27 protein-coding genes are annotated in these 24,337 nt (G+C 44.2%); 13 read left to right on the top strand and 14 right to left on the bottom strand.

Annotated elements, in window-relative coordinates; genetic code table 11:
• Positions 1–65 precede the first annotated feature (65 nt).
• Positions 66–626, top strand: coding sequence for a hypothetical protein (locus HY035_08855; GenBank protein MBI3378488.1), 561 nt, complete (start codon positions 66–68; stop codon positions 624–626).
• Between the two features lie 15 nt (positions 627–641).
• Here HY035_08855 and HY035_08850 read toward each other — a convergent pair whose 3' ends face one another.
• The 12 genes from HY035_08850 to HY035_08795 all read right to left on the bottom strand — a co-directional run bounded on the left by HY035_08850 (position 642) and on the right by HY035_08795 (position 11,641).
• Positions 642–1,580, bottom strand: coding sequence for an Ig-like domain-containing protein (locus HY035_08850; GenBank protein ID MBI3378487.1), 939 nt, complete (start codon positions 1,578–1,580; stop codon positions 642–644).
• 9 nt (positions 1,581–1,589) lie between these two features.
• Positions 1,590–2,222, bottom strand: coding sequence for a hypothetical protein (locus HY035_08845; GenBank protein ID MBI3378486.1), 633 nt, complete (start codon positions 2,220–2,222; stop codon positions 1,590–1,592).
• Positions 2,223–2,224: 2 nt separating this feature from the next.
• Positions 2,225–3,403, bottom strand: coding sequence for a prepilin-type N-terminal cleavage/methylation domain-containing protein (locus HY035_08840; protein MBI3378485.1), 1,179 nt, complete (start codon positions 3,401–3,403; stop codon positions 2,225–2,227).
• Complete coding sequence (locus tag HY035_08835; GenBank protein MBI3378484.1) at positions 3,400–3,819, bottom strand: prepilin-type N-terminal cleavage/methylation domain-containing protein; 420 nt, start codon at positions 3,817–3,819, stop codon at positions 3,400–3,402. Before HY035_08835 ends, HY035_08840 begins: the two co-directional genes overlap by 4 nt.
• Positions 3,806–4,285, bottom strand: coding sequence for a GspH/FimT family pseudopilin (locus HY035_08830; GenBank protein ID MBI3378483.1), 480 nt, complete (start codon positions 4,283–4,285; stop codon positions 3,806–3,808). The genes HY035_08835 and HY035_08830 overlap by 14 nt, the downstream gene beginning before the upstream one ends.
• The gene (locus HY035_08825) at positions 4,285–4,644 is read right to left on the bottom strand and encodes a four helix bundle protein (GenBank protein ID MBI3378482.1); all 360 of its coding nucleotides are present in this window, start codon (positions 4,642–4,644) and stop codon (positions 4,285–4,287) included. The genes HY035_08830 and HY035_08825 overlap by 1 nt, the downstream gene beginning before the upstream one ends.
• A gap of 56 nt (positions 4,645–4,700) precedes the next feature.
• Complete coding sequence (locus HY035_08820; protein MBI3378481.1) at positions 4,701–9,260, bottom strand: hypothetical protein; 4,560 nt, start codon at positions 9,258–9,260, stop codon at positions 4,701–4,703.
• Complete coding sequence (locus tag HY035_08815; protein ID MBI3378480.1) at positions 9,257–9,589, bottom strand: hypothetical protein; 333 nt, start codon at positions 9,587–9,589, stop codon at positions 9,257–9,259. Before HY035_08815 ends, HY035_08820 begins: the two co-directional genes overlap by 4 nt.
• A gap of 171 nt (positions 9,590–9,760) precedes the next feature.
• Positions 9,761–10,150: a type II toxin-antitoxin system VapC family toxin gene (locus HY035_08810; GenBank protein MBI3378479.1), complete on the bottom strand. Its 390-nt coding sequence runs from the start codon at positions 10,148–10,150 to the stop codon at positions 9,761–9,763.
• Positions 10,143–10,415 (bottom strand): hypothetical protein, encoded by a 273-nt coding sequence (locus HY035_08805; protein MBI3378478.1) that lies wholly within the window; start codon positions 10,413–10,415, stop codon positions 10,143–10,145. Before HY035_08805 ends, HY035_08810 begins: the two co-directional genes overlap by 8 nt.
• 139 nt (positions 10,416–10,554) lie before the next feature.
• Positions 10,555–11,049 (bottom strand): prepilin-type N-terminal cleavage/methylation domain-containing protein, encoded by a 495-nt coding sequence (locus HY035_08800; GenBank protein MBI3378477.1) that lies wholly within the window; start codon positions 11,047–11,049, stop codon positions 10,555–10,557.
• A 166-nt stretch (positions 11,050–11,215) separates the two neighbouring features.
• Positions 11,216–11,641, bottom strand: a complete 426-nt coding sequence (locus tag HY035_08795; protein ID MBI3378476.1) for a DUF488 domain-containing protein — start codon at positions 11,639–11,641, stop codon at positions 11,216–11,218.
• A gap of 134 nt (positions 11,642–11,775) precedes the next feature.
• On the opposite strand from HY035_08795, the gene HY035_08790 reads away from it, so the two are divergent.
• The 12 genes from HY035_08790 to hisF all read left to right on the top strand — a co-directional run bounded on the left by HY035_08790 (position 11,776) and on the right by hisF (position 22,852).
• Positions 11,776–12,804: an aspartate-semialdehyde dehydrogenase gene (locus HY035_08790; GenBank protein ID MBI3378475.1), complete on the top strand. Its 1,029-nt coding sequence runs from the start codon at positions 11,776–11,778 to the stop codon at positions 12,802–12,804.
• A 236-nt stretch (positions 12,805–13,040) separates the two neighbouring features.
• Complete coding sequence (locus tag HY035_08785) at positions 13,041–14,906, top strand: DUF4445 domain-containing protein (protein ID MBI3378474.1); 1,866 nt, start codon at positions 13,041–13,043, stop codon at positions 14,904–14,906.
• A 159-nt stretch (positions 14,907–15,065) separates the two neighbouring features.
• Positions 15,066–15,362: a hypothetical protein gene (locus tag HY035_08780; GenBank protein MBI3378473.1), complete on the top strand. Its 297-nt coding sequence runs from the start codon at positions 15,066–15,068 to the stop codon at positions 15,360–15,362.
• On the top strand, positions 15,352–15,723 hold the full coding sequence (locus tag HY035_08775; protein MBI3378472.1) for a hypothetical protein: 372 nt from the start codon (positions 15,352–15,354) through the stop codon (positions 15,721–15,723). Before HY035_08780 ends, HY035_08775 begins: the two co-directional genes overlap by 11 nt.
• A gap of 34 nt (positions 15,724–15,757) precedes the next feature.
• Complete coding sequence (locus tag HY035_08770; GenBank protein MBI3378471.1) at positions 15,758–16,291, top strand: epoxyqueuosine reductase QueH; 534 nt, start codon at positions 15,758–15,760, stop codon at positions 16,289–16,291.
• A 29-nt stretch (positions 16,292–16,320) separates the two neighbouring features.
• A complete protein-coding gene (locus HY035_08765; protein MBI3378470.1) occupies positions 16,321–17,334 on the top strand; it encodes a SpoIID/LytB domain-containing protein in 1,014 nt (337 codons plus the stop codon).
• Positions 17,321–18,340 carry a tRNA preQ1(34) S-adenosylmethionine ribosyltransferase-isomerase QueA gene (queA, locus tag HY035_08760; GenBank protein MBI3378469.1) on the top strand — a complete coding sequence of 340 codons (1,020 nt, stop codon included), beginning with the start codon at positions 17,321–17,323 and terminating at the stop codon, positions 18,338–18,340. Before HY035_08765 ends, queA begins: the two co-directional genes overlap by 14 nt.
• 1 nt (position 18,341) lies before the next feature.
• On the top strand, positions 18,342–19,016 hold the full coding sequence (locus HY035_08755; GenBank protein ID MBI3378468.1) for an SPOR domain-containing protein: 675 nt from the start codon (positions 18,342–18,344) through the stop codon (positions 19,014–19,016).
• A gap of 2 nt (positions 19,017–19,018) precedes the next feature.
• On the top strand, positions 19,019–19,975 hold the full coding sequence (locus HY035_08750) for a PhoH family protein (protein ID MBI3378467.1): 957 nt from the start codon (positions 19,019–19,021) through the stop codon (positions 19,973–19,975).
• Positions 19,941–21,455 carry an HDIG domain-containing protein gene (locus HY035_08745; protein ID MBI3378466.1) on the top strand — a complete coding sequence of 505 codons (1,515 nt, stop codon included), beginning with the start codon at positions 19,941–19,943 and terminating at the stop codon, positions 21,453–21,455. The genes HY035_08750 and HY035_08745 overlap by 35 nt, the downstream gene beginning before the upstream one ends.
• On the top strand, positions 21,406–21,867 hold the full coding sequence (gene ybeY, locus HY035_08740) for an rRNA maturation RNase YbeY (protein ID MBI3378465.1): 462 nt from the start codon (positions 21,406–21,408) through the stop codon (positions 21,865–21,867). The genes HY035_08745 and ybeY overlap by 50 nt, the downstream gene beginning before the upstream one ends.
• 145 nt (positions 21,868–22,012) lie before the next feature.
• Positions 22,013–22,852, top strand: a complete 840-nt coding sequence (gene hisF, locus HY035_08735; protein ID MBI3378464.1) for an imidazole glycerol phosphate synthase subunit HisF — start codon at positions 22,013–22,015, stop codon at positions 22,850–22,852.
• Here hisF and HY035_08730 read toward each other — a convergent pair.
• Together HY035_08730 and HY035_08725 are read right to left on the bottom strand one after the other, a co-directional pair.
• A complete protein-coding gene (locus HY035_08730) occupies positions 22,849–23,901 on the bottom strand; it encodes a hypothetical protein (GenBank protein MBI3378463.1) in 1,053 nt (350 codons plus the stop codon). The genes hisF and HY035_08730 overlap by 4 nt on opposite strands.
• Before the next feature lie 25 nt (positions 23,902–23,926).
• Positions 23,927–24,166 carry a CopG family transcriptional regulator gene (locus HY035_08725; GenBank protein ID MBI3378462.1) on the bottom strand — a complete coding sequence of 80 codons (240 nt, stop codon included), beginning with the start codon at positions 24,164–24,166 and terminating at the stop codon, positions 23,927–23,929.
• Positions 24,167–24,337 lie beyond the last annotated feature (171 nt).

Here is a 24,337-nt window from a genome sequence, read left to right as displayed (position 1 = left end):
GTCCGGAATCTTTCTTTCGGAAGGACTCCCGACAAGCGGGAGTGACGGATTTGGGGTATTTTCACATGAAAAAGGCTATATACTTTATTGTCCTGTTTTCTTTATTCATGCTTATTTACACCCCCTCTTTTGCTGATTATAAAATCATCCTCAAAAACGGCAGGGAGTTTGTTGTAGATGACTATAAGGACATGGGCAGCAAGATAAAGTTCTATAGGGAAGGCGGAGAGATAGAGCTTGACAAGGACATCATAAAAGACATCAAAGAAACTAAAGCGCCAAGACCGGCGGAGGAAAGCTCCGCTCCTGAGACAACTAAAGATACTCCTGAAAAACCGGCAGTGGAAAAAAGCTCACAGCCGCAGGGGCAGGAGACTGTGAATAGGCTAAAAGAAATAGCGAAAAAGAAGGAAGAGATGAAAGCCGAAGGAGAAAAGCTTTCTGAAGAAAGAAAGAAGCTTGATGAAGATATTAAGAAAAAAGGGCGGGTGTTAGCAATCCGTGAAAAAAGGGAGCTTGAGAAACAGCTCTCGGAACTTGAAACTAAGATTAAAAAGTTCAATGATGAAATGAGCAGTCTTGATCAGGAGCAGGAAATGCTGTTAAAAGAAGCCGGAGGACGTTAAAGCTATCAGTCTCTTTTATCTTGTTGTAGTCAGCTCAAAAGCAAAACTCTGAAGCGCCTCTCCGCCGTGGCCGTCATTTACGATAAACGTAACAGATACCTTCCCTTTGAAATCCTGCGGGACAGTCCACTGAATCAAGCCTGTTGTTTTCTCAATAGTCATGCCTGAAGGTGCAGTCTTAAGAGAATAAGTAAGAGTGTCATTGTCAGGATCTATCGCCTTAACCTGATAAGAAAAATTATTTCCGTCAAAATGGGGCTTTAATGAGTTTTTATCTTCTATAATCACAGGCGGTAGATTACGTATCTCACTGTTCAAGATAAAAGGCTTCCCATAACCTTCTCCGTCAAACGGAGTTATCTTAACTGAGATTTTATCACCCCTTTTAATAGGAACGCCTATCTGCTTCTCTTTGCCTGCCGGTTCTCCATTCTTAGTCCATTCATAAAGAATAGCCACCTCATCGCCGTCTATATCGCTTCCAGTAACATCAACATACAGTGTATCTCCTGCTTTAAAGGTTTCCGGCATAATTTTTACCTTGCTAATCACAGGGAGAGTATTTTTCACTTTTACAATGCCGGATAAAATCTCTCTGTCCTTAAGCATTGCCTTTGCCTGAACCGTATCCCCTTTTTTTGTCTCTGCCGCTTTAAATTGAGAGGGGAACTCGCTAATAACAGGGTTTCCATTCACCAGCCATTCTATTTTTGCGTCAGAGAGGTTAAAGCCAATCGGGATAAGGCTTAAAGTTGAACCGCGATAAGCCTGCGCAGGGGTTATACTCAATGAGTAACTGGAATCGCTGACTATGGCGTGAGTTTCGGCTTCGCCTGAAACGCCTTTTGCCGCTGCCTCTTGAGGCTTTTGTGTTTTTAATTCAGCCGGTTTTTCAGGCGAGCATGACAGCAATATCAATAAACCCGCACAACAGAAAAATTTTCTTAGCGGCATGTTTTTTTCTCAATAGGCATATAAGCCCGAATACCTTGAACGTTCTCTTGGATTAGCAGTAGCCTCCGCCTGAATTTCTACCCTGTATAAATAGGGTATACGGGGAGGACTGGTAATTCCTGAAGAGGCAGAAACAACTCCTGAGCCGCCTAATGAGCCGCCCCCTGTAACAAGTCCGCCTGAAGCAGTATTGCCTTCAACAGTATCAACGATTTTTGTATAAACCCTGAAGTTGCTCAAATCAAATTGAAGATCGGGATTTGTCGTGGGATCCATTGAGACGTCATTAGCAGCAACACAGCTTGTCCAGCCTGCGGATGCCGGCCAAACTCCGCCTCTTGTAGTGGACATTTTTTGCGCTAAACAAGCACTACCTTGAGTCGACACCATAGCCGTCAGATTGGCGGTCGGCACCCCTCTACTTTCAATAAATGCTGCCGCTATTTCAGCGCCGCCAAGTCCTGCTTCTTCCGCTGTTCTGAAAAACCTGTGATAGCCTGAGAGCCTTGTGCCGTGAATGACCATAAAAAGCAAGGCAGATACCATCGCAAGCGCAATAGCGGAGAGAACCAAGACCATCACAAGGGCAATGCCTTTTTCATTTAAATTTTGAATTTTGAATTTTGAATTTTGAATTTCCATATCTACCTCAAATTAGTCGGTGTTACCACAAGTGTATATAACTTCCATCTGTAATTCCGGCTTATACCCAGGGCCGCGAAATCAAAAACCTTGAACGCCCCGATGCCTCCTATATCGTCCATTGTTATCGTTGAAGCAGAGGTATATGTAGCATCCAATTGCCCCTCATGCGCGATAATATAAATTCTTATCTCCTTTAATCGTTGTCTGAGTAATGCTGCATCGGCAAGTGTAGCCTGAACAGTAGCAACATTAGCGCCTTCAGAACTGCTTACAGTACTTCCGTCAGCATTTGCAGATGTCCCGATCGTACCATCCTCATCCATATCCAGTCGAAAAACCACCTGAAAATCAGCCACACAGTCAACTAAAGGAAATTCAGTTAAATTTCCATCACCATGGTTAACAGTAGCCTTGTAGAGAACCCCAGTATTTTGAGCGCATTGTGAAGGCATCGCATTCCCTGCAGGTCTTCTGACATAATAGTCCGTTCTGTTAAACGGCATTCTTGCAACAGCGTCACCAATACCATAGACAATATATGTATCATCAGTGCCGGCTAAGGGTTCAAAGGCAGTGGCAGCCCCCCCAGCACCAAAAGATGGCAGCGCATTAAGTAATATAGAAAAGCCTGCATTATTAATCAGAACTCTTTGCCTGTCACCTAACACCGGCTTAATAACTATTATGCTGTCTGTGCCTTGCCAAGTTTCGTCTATGACTCCAGCCCATGTTCTGAATGTGTTCGCCGCTCCTGAATTTGAAACATACGTCCATCTCCGCGCAGCAGCAGCAGTAGAGGCATTTGTCGCCTTAATAACAAGCACATCCGAACCGTTCATCCCAACATTGTCCCCACTTACAACAGCCCTCGGTATCCCATTGGGGGCGTCATTATATAAGGTCTCGTTCTGAACAGTCATCCCATCATTTACAGCCTCTGCTGCATATGTGGCTCCATTCATATCCCACGGCAGGCCGTATCCTGCCTGTTCAACATCATATCTCAGAGTTTCAAAACCGACGACTCCCTCTATATTTGTCTCTGCTATCTTGCTCTGCTGTTTAAACTGGGTTAATATCGCTGTGAATATGTTGGAGGCTGCTGCAATGGCAAGCACAAAGATTACCATTGTTATCATAAGCTCCACTAAGGTAAATCCATCCTGTTTCTTTATCATTTAGACCTCAGAGTAGATAAAATCGTATGCGTAAAATTTTCGCCCTTATAAGGCCATGTAACCACAACACCAACTCTCTTGTTTTCAGTATCCAGATCATCGACACATCTGCCTATATTGTATGTTATCGGCATATTCCTGAAGTCTCTTGCAACTGTAGGGGTTCCCGGAAATGCAGTCCAGGTCGCTGGACCTGCAGCACAGTTAATACCCGTTGCTGTAACAGCGCTGAAGGCAGTAGCCTTCGTCCTTGTCATATACTCTGCCGCTATCCTGACAGCCTCATCCCTCACCTCGTTCCGCACGTTCTGGTCAATGCTCACCAATGACGCCTGTATAAGCCCCATAAAAACGATAAGGAGCACAACAAGCGCAATCATCACCTCAACAAGAGTTACGCCTTTATTTTGCAACACAGTTTCCTCCGCTCAACTGTCCCATATTTATTCGTGTTTGTTCAATGAAAATGCAGTCATAATCCGGGCTGAAAGTGCTCGCTATGCTTATAGTTCCAGTATTTGTTATGTTGCCTCTCTTGTCAAAGGTAATGGGCATTGCTACTACGCCCCATGTTATATCATATTCAAAATTTGGCTTTGGGAACCCCGCAATGGCTGCGTCATCATTAACGCTGTTGTCATTTGCATCCTCAATTAGACTATAAGAACGAGCTCCTACACTCTGCACATAATATATGCGGTTAAACTGCATTGCCCTGGCCCTTGCGTTCATCAGGTCAGAGTATATCTGTTTCGTTTGCGCTTCAACCTTATACTTTCCTATCCAGTCTTGAAACGAAAAACCAAGGGCAACGACAAGAATGCCGACTATGGCAATAACAATTATTAATTCTGTCAGCGTTACGCCTCTTGTATTAGCCATCAGCTATCAGCCCTCAGCTTCTGAATAAATGATGTCAGCATGCGTTTCACTTCGATCAACTCACCTGTAAGCTGCTCGTATTCCGGTGTGTTCAATAAGTCCAGATCACGAGCAAGCAATAAATGACATTCTAATTCACTTGCCGAACCCATTCCTATCTGAAAGAAACGAGCAAGCTCGGCGTCTCCATTTCTCCCGCAGCCTTCTGCAATATTAGCGCATATAGAAACACAGGAGCGCCTAATTTGGCTTGTCAGTCCATAAATCTCTTCCCTTGGGAATAATGTTGTAGCCCTGTAAACTTTTAGGGCTAATTCATGGCTTCTTTGCCAAACTTTCAATTCCTTGAAATCCTTCATATCTCTTTCTGCTCTCAGCTATTTTCTGCTGAAAGCTGATAGCTGATTGCTATCAGCTATTCCTTCCTTATATGCAGCATCTTCTTTAAAGGCGCAGGCGGCACGACTATAGAGAGTCCCTGTCCTGTAGGAGGCGCGCCCGTAATAGCGCCTGTCCTTCTTCCTTCGTCTGCCCTGCCTCCTGCCGTTTTATCCACAAATGCCGTCCCCAAATTAACCTCTTCTATTGCTCCGGTTGAAACCTGAATGAGAGCCGTTCCCTGCAGCATTCCATTTATTGACCCGCCTGTATCATACTTCAGGCCCCAGAGATACGTCGAACCGCCCTGGGTGCAGATGTCCGAATTTGGGGCGTATGTTGTAAAGAATACCGCGCCGATAGTTGTTGCCAATGGGTCTGTTATAGTCCTTTCGGCAAAAGAAGTGCCTGCCGATGCATCCAGATTTATGTACCAGCCGTCCGGGTCGGTTGTAGTGGCAGTGTCCGCCGTTGCATTGTAAATGCAGGCATGACTGCCGCTGTCAACTAAGTGTCCTGCCGTCATCAGGTCGCAAACAGTATTTGTGCCGTCACAAACAGCATCCCCTGTGTTAAAAATTAACTTCATCGTGTCAAGACACGGCTCCTTTATCCCGAAGAGGCTTCTCTGCACATTTGCATTATCCACCTCGGTTGTCTTGTAAAAATACCTTCCTGTGCCGAAGTACAAGTATGCGGCGTCAGGCGTGGTATCATTAGTCGGATAATGCGCAAGATGCGCAATAGAAGAAGTTACAGCGCCGATATCCTTTGCCACATAACTCCACAGCCAGTTGTTCGGATTAAGGGCAGTATTGCCGCTGGTAACATCAAGGTTATCGCCTGTAAGGTCTTCACGCGTAATAAGCCTTATGACCCCTCCCTGCGTCCATCTTGTTGAGGAGCCCGGAGTTGTATCTTCAGATTTTGTATAACCCATATAAAGCGCGTCATCCTGATAGTCAGAATCATAGTCTATGCCTGCATTGTTCAGGGAGCCTCCAAAGGCGTATGGTATTCCGGTATCTATAGGCGTTGGAGTTCCTGAAACAGTTGTCGCAATTACTCCTGTCTTAAGGTCGAGAACGAATAATTTCAGGTTCTGATCGGAATAACCTTTAAACTGATGCGCTGTTGTATCTACGGGGCCTGTCGGCCCTGAGGCAAATACAACAAACCACCTGCCGTTCTTGTTCTTGTCAGCAGTGCTGACTCCGCCAGACGCAGTTCTTGCATTTATCCTCATTACAGTCGGGCCTGTGGTTGAATAACCCAGATCAGTATGACTAAATTCCCATAAAAGAGTAGGGCTTGACGGATCTGTTATATCAAGGGCAAAGTACGATGAATACCCCTCGCCTGTCGCAGGCATCTTTACCCCCTGGCTCCCCGTATATGTAGGCGCCTTGCATGCTCCTCCCAATCTCATCCCGCCGATAAGTATCGTCCGCCAGCTATCAACTGTCTTTGCGCATTTCCAGTAATCTGTAGTCTCTGAGCATGCAGTTGGTATGCCAATGCTTGCGTCAAAGACAAACGGCGTTGCGTCAACATAGAACAGGTGGCAGTAATTTTTGTCCATGAGATATTTAAGATACGGGAGCGTATTCTTGGGAATAAAAGCCCACATCTCATGGCCCAAAGGAACGCTGGAACCGCCGAGATAACCTGTCGGATTTGACAGGCAGGCCTTATCATTTGTCCCAAATGTGCATGTATCAGCATGACTGTCATTAGGAAGTTCCAGCTTCCCGAGTTTAAAGGCATGGAGCATCCCATCGTTGCCGCCGGCAAAAACCATTCCCCTGTTAGTGTATGTGGATGAATCAATGAAGCTTTTGTAGGTTGTATCGCTATATGTTACATCGTATTTATGCAGTGGTATCCATGAAGCAATGCGAGGGGTGGAATTTATAATATCTCCAAGCCTCCATATTGCGGTTGTTCCGGCATTTGTTACGGTCCTGGCACGGTAAAGACCTGTATTCACATCGCTGTCGCCCCGGGCATAGTTTATGATATTCTGAGCATCTGTCAGAGAAGACGCCTGAAGAATGCTCTGAAGCGCAGAGGCATTCCCTGTCGTAAAATTTCCTGTTAATAATGAGGTTCCATTTATCGTTGTATATATAGTCCTCGGATCAGTTCCTATATTTCTGCTCTGCAGGATACTGCCTGCTTCCCAGAGATAGTTAAGGTTCTCGCTATCTACTGTATCTACGATAGCGCCCTCAGTACCGTATGCATCACTGTTATAACGGCTCGCCTGTGTCTTCTGCGCAGTCTGGTCAAAAGAGAAATGCACTATATAATCTTGATCCAGCTTAAGCGCTTTATCGCTGACAGTGTCCTCCCTGATTGTGCTGCCCCGTTTCAGGTCCAGATAGTACCAAAGATTCTGCAGGGTCGCTGTCCAGTCAATCTCTGTAGTATCAAAGGTCCTTTTCGGATAAAAGATAGCCTGAACGATGTTTGCGCCTGAACCCTCGCCTGAGGCAAGCACAGAGGCCGCTGTTCCTGAAGACGCCCGCTTCAAGATAGCTGATATTGCGTTTGTGATGCTGGTCTTAAGGGCATAGCCGTCATCCCCTTCATAATATGTGAGAGGGTCATCCGTGCCGTCAGAGCGGATAACTCCGTCGTTGTCCGTATCCCTGTAACATTCAGCAGGGAGAGTGGTGCAGTCAGGTAAGTTATTCCCGTTCAGGTCATTAAACCCTCCGTCAATTGCCGCATCCTTAAGTAGAGTTGAGCCTGTGCCAAACATAAATACGGAATAAAGGGTTATATTCTGAGTTCCGGGAATGCACTGCTGCCATGAGGTTGGAGTGGTAGTGCATGAGCCTGAACGCATATCATTTGTCCTGGCCCAGAAGGCAACATCAATCAAATAATCCGTGCCATAGTTCGGATATGTCGTTCCAACGGTAGTTCCTGCAAATCTGTATCCGCTGGAACACCCTTTTATATTCGTCAGGGAACAGGCGCCTGAACCTGTTCCTGGGATGTTCTTATCCTGTGTGGATTCGCCGTCTGTCAGGAAAAGGACAAATGACTTTGCGCAGGGCACATACTGGTCAGTGAGGCTAGGGTCAAGAGTAGAGTACTTATACCAATACGGATCGCGAACGATGTTAGTATTGCCCTTGCTATAGTCACCGGAGGAATAATATGGATCATCCTGTCTGAAATACCTTGTCATCTCATATAAAGTCTCTGCCAGCGGCGTCCATGTAGAGGGGCTCATATTATTGATAGCGGTGATCATGCTCGAGGACGTGCTAAAATCAACATAGTTATTCACATACGCACCTTCACTGGTATTATAATAAGCCAGTCCAAACCTGACGTCACTGGCCAGAGTATCTATAATCCCTGTTGCATCTACCAACCCCTGGTCAACTATCGTATTATAAGGCCCGCCAGATGGAGTGGTAACTGAAACATCAAGATAGGCCTGTGTTACACGGGGAAATATGGATGTATAATTGCCATCAGCTTTAACTCCAAAACCCTGAATACTCCCCACCCCTGCTGATTTAATGTCACTCCAAGCCCAGGCCGCGCCTGTTGCAGGATTGGTGGTCCATGCAAAAGAATAGAGGGAATATGAAGTGCCAAGATTAGAATAGCTTGACTCGTAATCAACCCCGCCTATCCTGAGCACCCCTTTTATTCTTCTTGTGCCCCCGCTGGCTGTTTTTTTTGCCCTTACCTGCACTGTAACAGTAATAGTGCCGGCAAGTTTGCTCTGTGTGTAGTCATAATCCAGTATAACAGGGCTAGTGGTATTGTTATTCTGGATATAGGTTGAATCTCCATCTGAGGTTGCCTCATCCACATCCGCATAGGCGCTTGTTGACGTTGGATAGACACTCCATCCGGAAGGGACACTGACATTAGCGTTTGGATATGTATAGTATGTATTAGTTCCGCCGCTAATAGGACTTATGTTCAAATCATCACTACTATTTGACCTGCTGAAACGGTAATTCCCTGCAAATGGATATATGAGGTTTCCTGCGCTGGTATCATAGTCTTTCTGAAAACTTACAGAACAGTTAGTTTCACCAGTGAGTTTTACAGTAACCGAGCCGTTCCAGGAACGCGGATTTGCCTTGCCGCCCATCAAGAGTTTTTTGGCTACCTCAACCCTTTCCATTGTTGCCCAGTTTAAAAAACTTCCGCTGGCAATGGGGTTAGCAACAGTGCCGGTGCTCATCGCATTTGTGGTCTCCTCCCACCTGTTGTTAGTGGTATATCTGTAATTCTTTGAGCCGTCAAAATATCCATAGTAATAGCTGTCACAGACTCCGGGTGAGGTGCAGTCAGCGCTCGTGGTGCAGCTCTTTGTTGAGTCGTTACTGCAGATCTTTGCAAACTGGGTGGGGTCGTAGGTGCTTGAATAAGCCTGGTCGCACATACTGCCTGAGTTATCCAGCACGATAAGTACATTCGGCGGAATGCTTTGGGATAAAAACGGCGGGGTAACGCAATAGTCATTGAGGGCGCCCTCGGCAAATGTTAGAGGCAGCAGCACGATTAAAAAAATCAGGGAGAATAATATCTTGGGCATATTTCTATTATTGCTTTTCATGGCTGACTCCTTTTATTTTTAACTTCCTCTATAAGCACGATTATAAAGCCTGTTTTTGCCTGTATGTATTCAAATCTGACTTTTGCCGGGAGTGAAAGGCTGCGAAGAGGAACTCTCTTCCCCTTGCGGTCTATAACCATTACAGAGGGATCAACCCCATAGCCCTTTCCATCAATAATAACGCTTCCATCATCTTCTATCGAGGTCCATGTCCCGGTTGCCTTAACCGTTGGAGTGTCGGCAAGTGCATAAAAACCGTCTATAAATGCCGAGACTATAAATACCGAAAATGCCGCCAGCAATAATATAATTGTTTTTCTTTTTCTCATAACCCCTCCATTTTCAGCCTTTTCCATAACCTTTTCTATTGTTCTGCAACTTGCGTGCCACAAAGAAAATCCTTGCCAATCAAGGGGTTGAAGTGTCAAGCCGTTACAATTTTATGTAATCGGCTTCCAGAGTGTGTAATAGATTACATAGTGTAATGGCTAATGCAATATTTATCTCTCATAGCTAAGCATCGCGAGTCTCTCATGTGGAAAGTGTGCTGCATTGTTTGTTACAAGAGTAAGGTGGTGTTTTATTGCCGTTGCAGCAATAAGAACATCGGCTGTGCTCAGTGTTATGCCTGTCTTTGCGTATTTTCTCTTTAATTCTCCTGCAAGAATGCCTATCCCTGCTGTTGTCTCATAACATTTAAGACTGTTCAAAAATTCATCAGTCACATTCTTTTCCTTGTCTTTCATTCCTGCATATACCTCAACAATATTTATAGGACAGCAGCATAACAGTCCGCCCTCCATGCACAATCTTTCAAGCAGTTCAGGAACTCCGCCTTTGTCTCTGAGATAGTCAATGATTGCAGTAGTATCAAGCAGATAATCAGGCAAGTTTTTCCCTCAGTGTTTTTTCATTCTCCTGCCGCAGTTTTCGCACTACTTTGTATGTGCCGTCTTTGCCCCTCATATCAAGATGGTCTTCGTCTTTCCATGCTCCCTTGAGTTTATTGAGGAGAGATAGCTGATTGAGTCTTTGCAGTTCTTTTTTCGCCGCATCAGCAATAAAACTGCTCCTTTTTTTCTTTCCGGCAAGGCGGTCTATTTCTCTTAAAATGCTCTCGTCAACAATTACATGCGCTCTTGTTTTAACACTCATAGTTAAACTCCTTGTTAATTATAAACTCACATTAATAGTTAACAATATTTTTATTTTTGTGTCAACAGGGGAACTGATTGTGTAATGGATTACATAGTGCTCTATTTTGTGCGGGTGCAGCATTCGGAGACAGGCATTCTTATTTGGCGTTACAGTCTGCGCTGTCCCACTTACCGAGGTTTATCCTCGTTGAAAACAGTTTTATGCAGTCGTAATCGGGCGACGCGGTTGAAACAAGTCTGATTCTGCCATTACGTGAGGAGGAGCCGTCCTTATCAAATCTGAATTGTGTGTCACCGAAACCGAGATTAAATTCAATGGGATAATCGCTGGCTTTTTGAACAACCAGATTGTCTGCTTCTGTCTCTAACGTGTTATTGCCGTCAGGCATAGGATTTGTGTCCTCGTATATTGTATATTGCGCTGCTTCCAACTTCACAAAGTGCGCTCTTTTTTTGCACATGGCCCTTACCCTTGCGTGCATTATATCGGAATGCATTTCTTTTATCTGGCTTTCAATTTTATAGGCGGCATTCCAGTCTTGAAATGAAAATCCAAGGGCAAATACCAGAACGCCGATTATTGAAATAACGGTTATCAGCTCTATTAAGGTAACGCCTGCGCAGTCCTTCATCTGTAAATTATGATTTCCAAAAATTTAATATACAATCCTGGAGATTCAGACGCACTGCTCTTAATTTCTTACGGGCATAGTTAACAATATTTTTTAATTTAATGTCAATAGGCTGGAAAAGTTTATAGGGGCGTGTAATTGATTACATAGTGAGGAAACACTTCTCTCAACCTTTAGGAGCCCAGACCTTTCCTTTGTCAAGGATATGCTCCACCTGCCAGCCGCGCCTGTGAAGCTCCCTTGAAATCCACCTCCTGTGGCACTTCCACGGAAATCTCTCTGCGCAAATGATTACGCTTATTCCTTTTGAGGCAATATCTTCAAGCACATCAACTCCCTTCCTGAACTCTTCGGTAGTCGTATATGCCTCATAGCCTCCTTTCCTGAAACCGCCGAGTTCTCTGCCGAGGAAAACATAGTTTATGCCTTCTTTTTTGAGAAGGTTTTCAAGATTTTCTCTCGTGAATACCGGCATCTTGCTCTTTGGAAAGATTCTGACGTCAACAAGGGTTTTGATGTCATAGGCGAAGAGGATTTCCATAAAATCTTCCTCGCTCCTTCTGCCTGTGCCGAGAGTGTAGGCTTTTTTCATTTTCGTTTATGTTCTCAGGGGGTGCTCTCATAGTGTAGCATGCCCGCTTAGAGTTTTTAATTATGATAGAAATTTTCCGTCCCTCTGTGATAAATTAGTAAATCCAAAATAATCAGATGAAAGGATCTGGATAGATGATTAAGAAGAAGGCGAAATACATTGTTGCTGTTGTCGGCGCAACAGGCGCAGTCGGAAATGAAATGATTGCAACCCTTGAGCAAAGGAACTTCCCTGTTGAAAAACTCAGGCTCTTTGCCTCAGAGCGCTCAGAGGGTAAAACACTTGAATTTCAGGGGAATGAAATCCCTGTTGAGAATTTAAATGAATCTTCCTTTAAGGGAATTGACATTGCGCTTTTCTCTGCGGGAGCCGAGAGGTCCAAGACATGGGCGCCGGTTGCGGCAAAATCAGGCTGTGTTGTAGTTGATAATTCAAGCCAGTGGAGGATGGACCCTGAAGTGCCGCTTGTCGTGCCTGAGGTTAACAGCCATGACCTGAAATGGCATAAGGGGATTATCGCAAACCCGAACTGCTCAACGATTCAGATGGTTGTGGTCTTAAAGCCTATACATGATGCTGCAAAGATAAAGAGAGTTGTTGTAACAACATTCCAGTCTGTCTCAGGCACAGGCAAGAAGGCAATGGATGAACTGTTACAGCAGACAACCGACATACTGAATTTTAAGGAAGTAAAGTGCAATGTTTATCCTCACCAGATCGCATTTAACGTGCTGCCTCACATAGACAAGTTTCTTGAAAACGGCTATACGAAAGAAGAGATGAAGATGGTGCATGAGACAATAAAGATAATGGGGGACGACTCAATAAGGCTCACTACAACCACAGTGCGCGTCCCTGTTTTCAGATGCCACGCTGAAAGCCTGAACATAGAGACAGAAAAAAAGATTACACCGAATGAGGTGAGGGCTGTGCTTTCTAAGTCTCCGGGCATTGTTGTCTTTGATGCGCCTGAGAAAAACATCTATCCTCTGCCTGTTGATGTTGCAGGGAAGGATGAGACTTATGTCGGCAGGATACGAGAGGATGAGTCCATAGATAATGGAATAAACATGTGGATAGTCGCTGATAATCTCAGAAAAGGCGCAGCGCTGAATGCTGTTCAGATAGCTGAAAAGCTGATTGAGATGGCGAATAAGAGTTAAAAGTTTAAAGTGAAAAGTGAAAAGTTGTATGATTTTTTTTGGTTCTTTCGTAAAAAAGTTGAAAAGAAGGAAAATATAATTAAAGAAATGCAACAGATTAATTCCTTGTCATTCTCTGGCTTGACCAGAGAATCCAGAAAGACAAAAAGGACTGGATTCCCCAGTCAAGCTGGGGAATGACGAATGGGGTTATTAAAACTCTTAACTCATAACTCTAAACTTTTAACTAATTTACTATGAACATAACGCTCGCAACAGGAGAAGGCATACCCGCAGCAGCAGGTGAAAGCATCCTCTCTGCGCTCAAAAAGAAAGGCGTATATCTTGTTACAGCATGCGGCGGTAAGGGAACATGCGGAAAATGCCGTATAAAAATTCACTCCGGAAAATACAGGACCTCCGCATCAGGCAAACTTTCTCAGGCTGACAAAGAGAAAGGCATTGTCCTTGCCTGCCGAACATTTCCTGAAAGTGACGTCTCCGCAGAGATACTTGAAGAGGCGCGGCTTGTTGTAGGAGACAGGATTGCGCTTGCAAAATCAAAAGACCTCTCAGAGCTTCTCAGGTCCTTTGACAAAGAGATAACACCCATCGTAAAAAGGCTTAATATCAAACTTCCGCCTCCTACGATAGAGGATCACATAAGCGACCTTGAGAGGCTGAAAAGAGAGCTTGAGCTGCAAGGCTTCAAAGGCATGAGGTTCTCCCGGACATTTATATCATCAATGGCAGATGGCCTCAGAAGGCATAACTGGGAAATACATCTTGCTTATGTTGACGGGCCTGAGGCAATCTTTGTTACATCTGAAAAGCAAACCTCAAGATACGGCATTGCAGTTGACATCGGCACAACCACGATTGTCGTATATCTCATAGACCTTTCTGACGGAAAACTCGTTGATGTGGGCTCAACATACAATTCACAGATACGATATGGCGACGATGTTATCACAAGGATAGTCCATGCAACAGAAAGCGGCGGGCTTGAAGAGCTAAGGGGAACTGTCACGGATGATATAAACAACATCACCGATACTATTATTGAAAAACATGGCATAAATAAAGAGCACATAGAATGCGCTGTAATCTCAGGGAATACAACCATGTCTCATATCTTCTGGGGGCTTGATCCCGGACATATCAGGGAAGAGCCGTACATACCTACTGTAAATTCCTTCCCGCTGTGGAGGGCAGGAACGGCAAGGCTTCATATTAATAAACAGGCGCCTGTTTATACTTTGCCGTGTGTTGCAAGTTATGTGGGGGGCGATATTGTCTCAGGCGTGCTTGCGTCAAAGATGCACAGGAATAGTGAGATGGCCTTATTCATGGATATCGGCACAAACGGAGAGATTGCAATAGGCAACAATGAATGGCTTATGGCAGCGGCATGTTCTGCGGGTCCCTGCTTTGAAGGAAGCGGGATAAAGCACGGAATGAGGGCCACCGAAGGCGCGATAGAGGCTGTAAAGATTGCGCCTGACACATTTGAACCTTCCATCTCTGTTATCGGCAATACTGTGCCGATAGGAATCTGCGGCTCAGGAATGATAGACGCAATGTCAGAGCTGTTCCTTTCAGGCGTCATAGACCGGAAAGGAAAATTTGTGCGTGAAATAAAAACAGGCCGCATAAGAGAGGGAGACGAAGGCGCGGAATTTGTCCTCTATAAAGGAGCAAAAGACATTATCCTGACAGAGGTTGACATTGAGAATATCATGAGGGCCAAGGCAGCGATTTATGCCGGGATATCATCGCTTATAAAAGAGATTGGGTTCACGCTGGATAATATAGAGCGCGTATATATCGCAGGAGGTTTCGGCAATTATCTGAATGTTGACAGGGCTGTAATAATCGGGATGCTCCCTGACATTCCAAAAGAAAAATTCAGATTTTTAGGCAACACATCAGTCGCCGGGGCGTATCTGTGCCTACTCTCAGAAAAACTCAGGAAAGAAGCAGAGGAAATTGCCCGGAAGATGACATACATGGAGCTTTCAGTTTCAAGGAATTTTATGGATGAATACATGTCAGCCCTTTTTCTGCCGCACACGGATATGGGATTGTTCCCTAATGTAGAAAAGTTAATACAAAAAAAATAGTTTCTTTTTTGTCATTCCGGCTTGTCCGGAATCCCTCCGAATCGTTAAGAAAGATTCTGGGCAAACAGAATGACAGCAACAACATATATGACCTATGTGCAACACACAAGTTCAATAAAATAATTGACATGCCCTGCCCATTGGCTTAAACTACCAATAGTGAAAGCACAATTAATTAAATATGTAAAAGCCATAGATGAATTAAACAACATCATTGAAATAAAAGTATGGCAGTTGCCGGAATCAAGAGAAAGTAAACTGCACCGATATAAATATTCACTGGTTTATATTGCGGAAGATGTGAGGGTAATAGGCTATGACAATGCAGAGGGCAAAGGAGACCACAGGCATTATAAGGATGCTGAAAAGCCGTATAGTTTTAAAAGCATAGAAAGGCTATTAGAGGATTTTTATAAAGATATTGAAAGATATAACGGGGGTAAATATGAGAGTTAAAAAAGTGAACATAGGGATTAAAAGCGTTAGGGGAATTTTAAAGGATACTGCAGAGACAATGAAAAAACTTGAACGTGGAGACAGGTTAAAGCCTGTTAAAGAACCTGAAATCTATTTCACAAGCTTTGAGGCATTCAGAAAGGCCATGACGCCCAAGAGGCTTGAACTCCTGCGTATGATCAAGACAAAAAAACCCTCCTCTATCAATGAGCTTGCAAGAGTGGCCAAGAGGGATATTAAGAATATTGCAGAGGATGTGAAATATTTAGAGCAGATTGGGTTGGTTGAGAAGAAAGCAACAGACCATAAGACAAAACCAGTCATAGATTATGACAAGATAGCATTGGAGATAGCGGTGTAGGGAAAAACTTGAGAAATTTAATTTATAATATTTTATGAAGCTTTTGATGCATATCTGCTGCGCAAACTGCAGTTTATATCCCATCAAAACACTCTCTGAAAAGGGCGTTTCCGTAACAGGACTTTGGTTTAATCCCAATATTCATCCTTATGCGGAATATTCCACGCGGCTGAACGCCGTAACCCGGCTGCAGAAAGCATGGGAACTTTCCATTGATTATATAGACTACTACGGCATAAAGGAATTCATACAGAGGACAGGCAACGGCGGTGAGAATCGTTGCAATGTGTGTTATGAGATGAGGCTTGACAAGACAGCCCAAAAAGCCCGCGAGATTGGAGCTGACGGCTTTACAACCTCGCTCCTTATAAGCCCCTACCAGAAATTTGATGCTATAATAGATATCGGCAGGGAAATGGAGAAAAAGCACTCTGTGCAATTTTATTTTGAAGACTTCAGGCCCGGCTGGAAGCAGGGGGTTGAGCTTTCTAAGGAACTCGGACTTTACAGACAGAAATATTGCGGCTGCATCTACTCCGAGATGGAGAAACACCTTAAAAAAAGTTAGAAGTTAAAAGTTAAGAGTTGGAAGTTAAAATGAGAAGTGAAAAACATAAAATAAAATTTATTTTTCTTTGCTTCTCACTTCTTGCTTCTTACTTCTTACTTCTCACTCCGCTCTCCTTTGCCGATACAATAAGAGTGCTTATCGTGGATGAAGATTCGCCGCGTATCCCTGCAAAGAATGAACCTCTGGAGAGAATCAGTGAAAAAATAAAAGGCGATTTCCTTGTGAGCGGAGTTCATTACACCGGCGAGATTGAGGTATGGAAAGGGAAAAACGGGCTTTATGTCGTAAATGAACTCCCCTTTGAGGAATATGTCAAAAGCGTTGTCACGGCTGAGGCCGGGACAAACTGGGAAATGGAAGCGCTCAAGGCGCAGGCAGTTATTTCAAGGACGTATGCTGTATATCAAAAAAACATGAACGGGAACCTCCGTTATCATTTAACATCCTCTGTTCTTCATCAGGTGTACAAGGGGAGCGCCTCTGATGTCATGGCAGCTCATGCCGTAGAAAAAACATCAGGCGAGATACTCACGTTCAACGGAAAACCGATAGAGGCGTTGTACCATTCCACATGCGGCGGCAAGACAGAGCTTCCCGAAGAAGTGTTTGGTAAAAGCTACCCTTATATTAAATCAGTGGAATCAAGCTGTGAAGCCTCGCCGTACTGGATATGGGAAAGAAAAATTCCATTGTCAGAGATAGAAAAATCATTAAATATCTCCGCCTTTAAAGATATGGCTGTCAAGTCTTATACCTCAACCGGAAGAGTAAAAGAGCTGACTGTAACATCCGAATCAGGAGAGCGCACAATCAAATCCAACGACTTAAGAAAACAACTCGGATGGCAAAGGCTGCCGAGCACCAATTTCACCATGACAAAACTAAACGATTCCATAATCTTTGAGGGGAAAGGCTACGGTCATGGAGTAGGCCTCTGCCAGTGGAGCGCGCTTGAAATGGCAAAGAAGGGAAAAAACTACAAGGAAATCCTTTCTTTCTTTTATCCCGGAACAGAAATCCAATTATATGAAGGCCGCTGATTTTTATTTTCACCTGCCGGAAGGACTGATAGCAAAAAAACCTTCTGACAAAAGAGACCTCTCAAAACTTTTAGTGCTTCACAAAAACGGAGAGATAGAGCACAGAACTTTCAGTAATCTTCCTGCATATCTTAATGAAGGCGACCTGCTTTTACTTAATAACACCAAAGTTTTTCCGGCAAGACTTGCAGGGATAAAACCAACAGGAGGAAGATTTGAATTTCTGCTGGTAAAAGAAATCGGCATTGACAAGTGGGAAATACTATCAAGAGGGAAATACAGAGGGGGAATATCAATAGCAGAAGGGTTCTCAGCAAACATAGAAAACCAGACTGCACTTTTTTCATATTCGGGAGATTTAATGGAAAACTTGTGGAGATACGGAGATATGCCTTTGCCGCCGTATATAAAGCGCAAGCCGGAGCCCGCTGACAGAGAATGGTATCAGACAGTATATGCGGAAAAAGAGGGTTCCATCGCAGCCCCGACCGCCGGATTGCACTTTACAGGAGAACTGATAGGCACGATAAAGGACAAAGGCGTGAAGGTCAGGCGCCTGACACTTCATGTAGGGATAGGGACCTTCAAACTTATAAAAACAGAGAATTTAAGCGAACATTCTATGGATGCAGAATATTTTGAGATAGGAAAAGAGATTATTGAAGAGATACAAAAAACAAAAGCCTCAGGCAAAAGAGTCTTTTCTGTGGGAACTACAACAACAAGGGCGATTGAGGGATATTTGAGCGGCAAATATTCACCCATTCACTCATTCGCTCATTCACCTGCTCAGCCAATCTGCGGTTATACAAATATCTTTATATATCCAGGCTTTGAATTCAAGGCTGTTGATTCGCTTATCACTAATTTTCACCTTCCGCGCTCAACACCGCTTATGCTGGCCTCTGCTTTCTGCGGCGCTGAAAAACTGAGCGGCGCATACAGCATTGCTGTGAGTCAAAAATATAGATTTTTCTCCTACGGTGATGCTATGCTTATCCTGTGAAATGAGACACAGCGGCCTTAAAGTAAAACAGAAAACGGCCTTGCCGGACAGGAAATTCATCATAGCTATTATTGCAGTTACCTCTGCGCTTAGCTTCAGCCTCGGTTATTTTGTAGGCGGGGCAGGAGAAAAAGGAAAACAGCCTGAATATCAGATAATCGCAGCTCCGAAACTTGAGGCAATCCCTCAGGTTCAGGAACAGCCCGCTCAGGGCAATGCGCCTCAGATTACAGCTGCATCTGGCGGAGCATCTCAGCCGCAAATCAAAGCGGAAAAGGCGCCTCCGAAACAAGCCTTATCGCCTCTGCCTGTTCAGCCTGTTGTTCAAAAAGAGCCTGCCGAACCCAAGGTTGAAGCTGATAACTCTCATCAGTATGATATAAAATACACTGTTCAGGCCGGCGCATTCAAAAACTTGAAGGAAGCGGAAGCGCTCAAACACAAACTTGAAGCTAAAGGGTACAAGGCCTACATAAAGAAATATGCTAAATCCAAAAACCCGAAGCTATACAAGGTAAGGACAGGAGAATTTGCTGCCAGGGAAGAAGCAGCAGCGCTTGCGCTCAAACTGAAAAATGAAGGGCTGAAGGCTTTTGTAACTTTGAAAAACGAAGAGGCTCGCGGGGTTAAAAATTCATCCCAGCCCGGCGCCGCCAAAAAGGAGAATATACGGTAACCATAGAGATAGAACTTGACAGCGTAAAGGAATTAACCTTCCTTTACAGCGGATTTGATAAAAACCTCAAACTTATAGAAGAGGCTTTCAATATAACCGCAAGCTTCAGGGGGAACAAGATATTTATTCAGGGAGAACCCGGGCCTGCTGCAAAAGCTGAAAAGCTCATAAACGAGATGCGCTCCATCAGTGCGGATGGTTATCTGCTTAAGCCTGAAGACATCAGTTACGCAATAAGATCAGCGGCAGCCGGACATAAAACATCCCTCAAAGATTTATTCCTGAACAATATACCTGTGTCCTCAAAAAAGAGATTTATCATACCGAAAACCGAGGTTCAGGGACAGTATATTGAGGCGATGCGTAATTATGATATTGTTATAGGGATAGGGCCTGCAGGCACAGGCAAGACCTACCTTGCAATGGCAATGGCAATAAACGCCCTTCTGAAAAAACAGGTGAGCAGGATAGTTCTTGCGCGGCCTGCCGTGGAAGCCGGAGAGAAACTCGGCTTTCTGCCCGGCGATATGTACGAAAAGGTTAACCCTTATCTGAGGCCCCTTTATGACGCCCTTTTTGATATGATAGAGGCGGAAAAGGCAAGTAAATTTATTGAGCGTGGTATCATAGAGATTGCGCCGTTAGCTTTTATGAGAGGGCGCACATTGAATGATTCCTTTATAATCCTTGATGAGGCGCAGAATACAACATCAGAGCAGATGAAGATGTACCTTACAAGGCTGGGGTTTAACTCAAAGACCGTAATTACAGGAGACATCACACAGATTGACCTGCCGTCAGGAAAACTTTCAGGGCTTATAGAGGCTGAAAAAATACTGAATGACATAGAGGGCATAAAAGTTATATATTTTTCCGAGAAAGATGTCGTAAGGCATAAGCTCGTTCAGGAAATAGTAAAGGCGTATGAAAGATATGAAAAACGGAACACAGAAAATTAGCAGAAAGATTGACGTAAAAAAATATTTGCTGCTGATTGTATTTGGATTCTTATCTGCCATCGCAATACAGGAGAGAGCCAGCGCTGAACGTTTTGTAGGAGGACTGCTCACCGCCTGCCTTCTTTTAGCCATTCTGTACAGGGATATTACGCGGTATAAACCTGCTTATTTTAAAAACTACAACATGCTCGTCCTTCTCGGCTTTATGATTGTCAGCACACTTCTTCTCGGAAGATTTTTTGAGTATATACTGGTAAACCTTGCACGAGGAATCGGCCTGGCGCCAATAGAAATCACATTGTTCGGCATCCCCATAGCAGCAGGCGCAATGCTCGTCACTCTTTTATTTGATTTTCACACCGCAATAGTATTTTCCTTTGTCGTGAGCCTCTTAAGCGGGCTGTGGCTCAACAGCGCAATTTTTCCGGTATATGCCTTTGTAGGAAGCCTTACTGCCGCATTCAGCGTTATAAGATGTAAAAGGCGGTCAGCGCTCTTGATGGGCGGTTTTTATGTTGGAGTGATAAGCGGGGCCACTGCAAGCATCCTGCTGCTTTTTACAGGAGAGTTCTTTTCTGTTAAGGCATTCCCTGCAGTAATGTTTGCGCTGTCCTCAGGGATAAGCGTCACGGCAGTTGTCTCTGTAATGCTGCCCCTTCTTGAATACACGTTTAAAGTCACAACCGATATAAGTTTGCTTGAACTCCTTGATATGGAACAGCCGCTCATGAAAAATCTCATGATAACTGCTCCCGGGACGTATCACCACAGCGTTATAGTCGGCAATCTCGTTGAGTCCGCGGCAGAGGCGGTAGGCGTTAATCCCCTGCTTGCAAGGGTAAGCTCATATTACCACGACATAGGCAAGATCAAGATGCCGGAATATTTTGTTGAAAATCAGAGCAATTCTCTGAGCAAGCATGAGAATCTCACTCCCCACATGAGCGCCATGATAATATCTTCGCACGTAAAAGAAGGCGTAGAACTTGCAAAGCAGCATAAGCTCCCGCAGCCGATTATAGATATAATAGAACAGCATCACGGCACAAGCCTGATGACTTTTTTTTACCAGAAGGCAAAAGGCCAGAGAGATGAGAACGAGCCTTCTGAAGAAGAATATAAATATCCGGGGCACAAGCCTCAGACACGCGTAGCTGCGCTCGTTATGATGGCAGATGCTGTTGAGGCTGCGTCAAAGGTTTTAAACGACCCTACGCCTGCAAGAGTTGCCGCTCTCGTTGACAAGATAATAAACCATATATTCCTTGAAGGACAACTTGACGAATGCGAACTCACATTGAAAGACATATCAGAGATAAAGAAACACTTCTCATACATACTCACGGGAATCCTGCACAAGAGAATAGATTATCCGGGGTTCAATTTCAACGGCGGCTCTTCAAAATCTCAGGAAGCGCAAAGGCAGATTAATGAAGGTTCTAATAAAAAACCAGCAAAAACTGACAAAGATAAAGCGTGATTCAGCGGCATTGCTCCGGCTTCTCGGACTGAAAGATGCAGAACTCAGCATACTTTTTGTTAATGACGGCAGGATGAAAGAATTGAACCATAAATACCGCGGCATTGACAGGACTACGGATGTGCTTTCATTCCCGCAGCAAGAGCGTTCAGCGTTCAGCGTTCAGCGTTCAGCAACTTTCAACTTTCAACTTTCAACTTTCAACTTTATGCTTGGTGATATCGTTATAAACCTTCAGGCGGCCAAAAGACAGGCGCCTGAGCATGGGCTGTCATTCAATGAGGAGTTAAGATGGCTTCTTGTTCATGGAGTTCTTCACCTTATAGGATATGACCATGAAAGGAGCAAATACGCTGAAAGGAAGATGCGGACGAAGGAGAGAGAATTATTAGAATACATTAGTAAGTTGTAACTATTGTGTCATGCTGAACCCTGAAGATTCTGAACCAAGTTCAGAATCTTCAGGGCAGGCTTATTTCAGCATCTAAGGAATAGATAGTTGTAAGACCCTGAAACAAGTTCAGGGTGACAGACAATGCGAGAAAGGATAAAAACTGATGCTTGCAAAACGCATAATCCCGTGCCTTGATGTTAAAGACGGAAGAGTTGTAAAAGGCGTAAGCTTTGTCAATCTCAGGGACGCCGGAGACCCCGTTGATAATGCGATCTTTTATGATGAGCAGGGCGCTGATGAACTCGTATTCCTTGATATAACAGCATCACATGAGAAGAGAAATATTATCCTTGACGTTGTTGAAAGGACTGCAAATGATGTATTTATGCCGCTTACAGTCGGCGGAGGAATCGGCGCTCTTGATGATATAAGACAGCTTCTGAAATCAGGCTGCGATAAGGTTTCTGTGAATACATCTGCTGTAAGAGATCCTGATTTTGTAAGCCGCGCAGCAGAGAAATTCGGAAGTCAGTGCATCGTAGTTGCAATTGACGCGAAGCGAGTTACAAAAGAGATGACATTTACAGAAGAAGAGAAATGGTTTAATGATAAATCCTTGAGAAGAGTCTTGCTCGGAGATTTAAATGAAGGATTGACATGGGCGATATCTACACACGGCGGAAGAAAGATGAAAAGGATTGATGCCGTGCAATGGGCTAAGAAGATGGAGGAATTAGGCGCAGGCGAGATTCTTCTTACGAGCATGAACAGGGACGGCACAAAGGACGGATACGACATTGAACTTACAAAAACGATATCAGAGGCTGTATCAATTCCTGTTATCGCCTCAGGCGGCGCAGGCAATTTAGAGCATCTCTATGAAGGGCTTGTGCTTGGCAAGGCTGATGCTGTATTGGCTGCATCCATATTTCACTACAGGGAATACACAATCAAAGAGGCAAAGGAATATCTGAAAGAAAAGGGAGTTGTTGTAAGGCTCTAAGCCGGTAACACAGCTTTTTTCTTTTCAGGCAGCTGTACTCTGTATCTCTCTATCACTTCTTCCGTTGCAGGACTTACTTTTAAAATGAATCTTTCACCACCGCCCGAGGCGGATGAATACACGCTTACCGCAACAGACGGAAGATGTTTTGCGTCAGAGTATCTTGCGCATATTGCTGCCGCAAGGCTGATGAAATCTTGAGAGCCACCGCCTGTGAGAAGTGTTACCGGGCTGCCGAAATTTTCAACACTTAAGATGTAATCGCCTTCTCCTGCAAGGGATTCTATCTTATCATTGTCTTTTTCATCCCTGCCGACAATTATCTTGCAGGGCGGCGAGATCCTGAAATGCCTTCCTGTTCTTAAGAGATGCAAATCTTTCAAAGAGGGATTCGGATTATAATTCAAAAGCTCTCTAAGCCTGAAAGAATAGTTCGGCTCTGTAAGCAGGCATCCTCCGGCAGGCATGGGGTAGTCTGTAAGCCCGAACTCCTTTGCCAGCGCCATCTGCTGTTTTCTTGAGCGGCCGTTAAAATCATGAAGCTTATCTCTGTCAACAATACCGTTTATTTCAGGAATGGTGGGTTCAAACAGCTTTGCACTCAAAGGCCTGAGGACAATTCCTGACACACCGGCTTTTTTGTCAATCATAGCAAGCGTATTCCTCATCTGGCTCATGGGCCTTTGCCCGATAACCTCTCCAGTGATTATAAAATCAGCTCCTGTCATGTCCATTAATTCCTTTGCCTCTTTGAGCATAAGAATTCTGCAGTCAATACACGGGTTCATATTCCTGCCGTGGCCATGCGCGGGATTTTTAACTATCTCAATGAATTTGTCTGAAAGATGGCAGAGTCTTACTGTAAATCCGAATTTCTCAGCAGCAGAGAAAGGGTCCTTTGAGCATGATGATTTATCGGATATGTCGCAGCCAAAATGCGTGAGGAATGTTATGGCAGTGACATCAATCCTCTGCCTGAGCATTGTAATGATGGCAAGGGTGCTGTCAAGCCCGCCTGAAAAAAGAGCGATTGCCTTTGGTTTGTTCATATTAGTTGTTCGTTATTGCGGAATGTCACGCACTCTTTTGATGTTGTGAAGTGTAGAGGTCTATAAGCCGCCGAATCATTCTTTGGTACGACGTATGGTGTTTTTGCGCTTCTTTCTTAAAAAAAGCAATGCTCGATTTTTTCAAGGAAATAGTTACTTTAATATTTTCTTCCTTCATCACCAGCTTATCCGGCGGGGGAAGAAAATCTTTAATAACTCTCAGCTTGCCCATCGGTTCATCTGTATATTTTATTTTGCTCTTCATATATCTTCCTCCCTTTTCTCCAATACCCCGCACCATATATGCGGATAACATTGTCCTGCTCGACTTTTTCGGAACAACTATTTCGAGTTTAAAGTTAGTCCCACCAGATTTTCAAGTTTATAATAATTAGCCGGGATATCATATCCCAGCGCCTCATGCGGCCTATAGGTA

This window comes from Nitrospirota bacterium (assembly GCA_016195565.1).
Taxonomy (GTDB): Bacteria; Nitrospirota; Thermodesulfovibrionia; order Thermodesulfovibrionales; family UBA1546; genus UBA1546.
The sequence above is the reverse complement of the archived record's forward strand: the minus strand, read 5'-3'. Positions and strand labels throughout refer to the sequence as shown.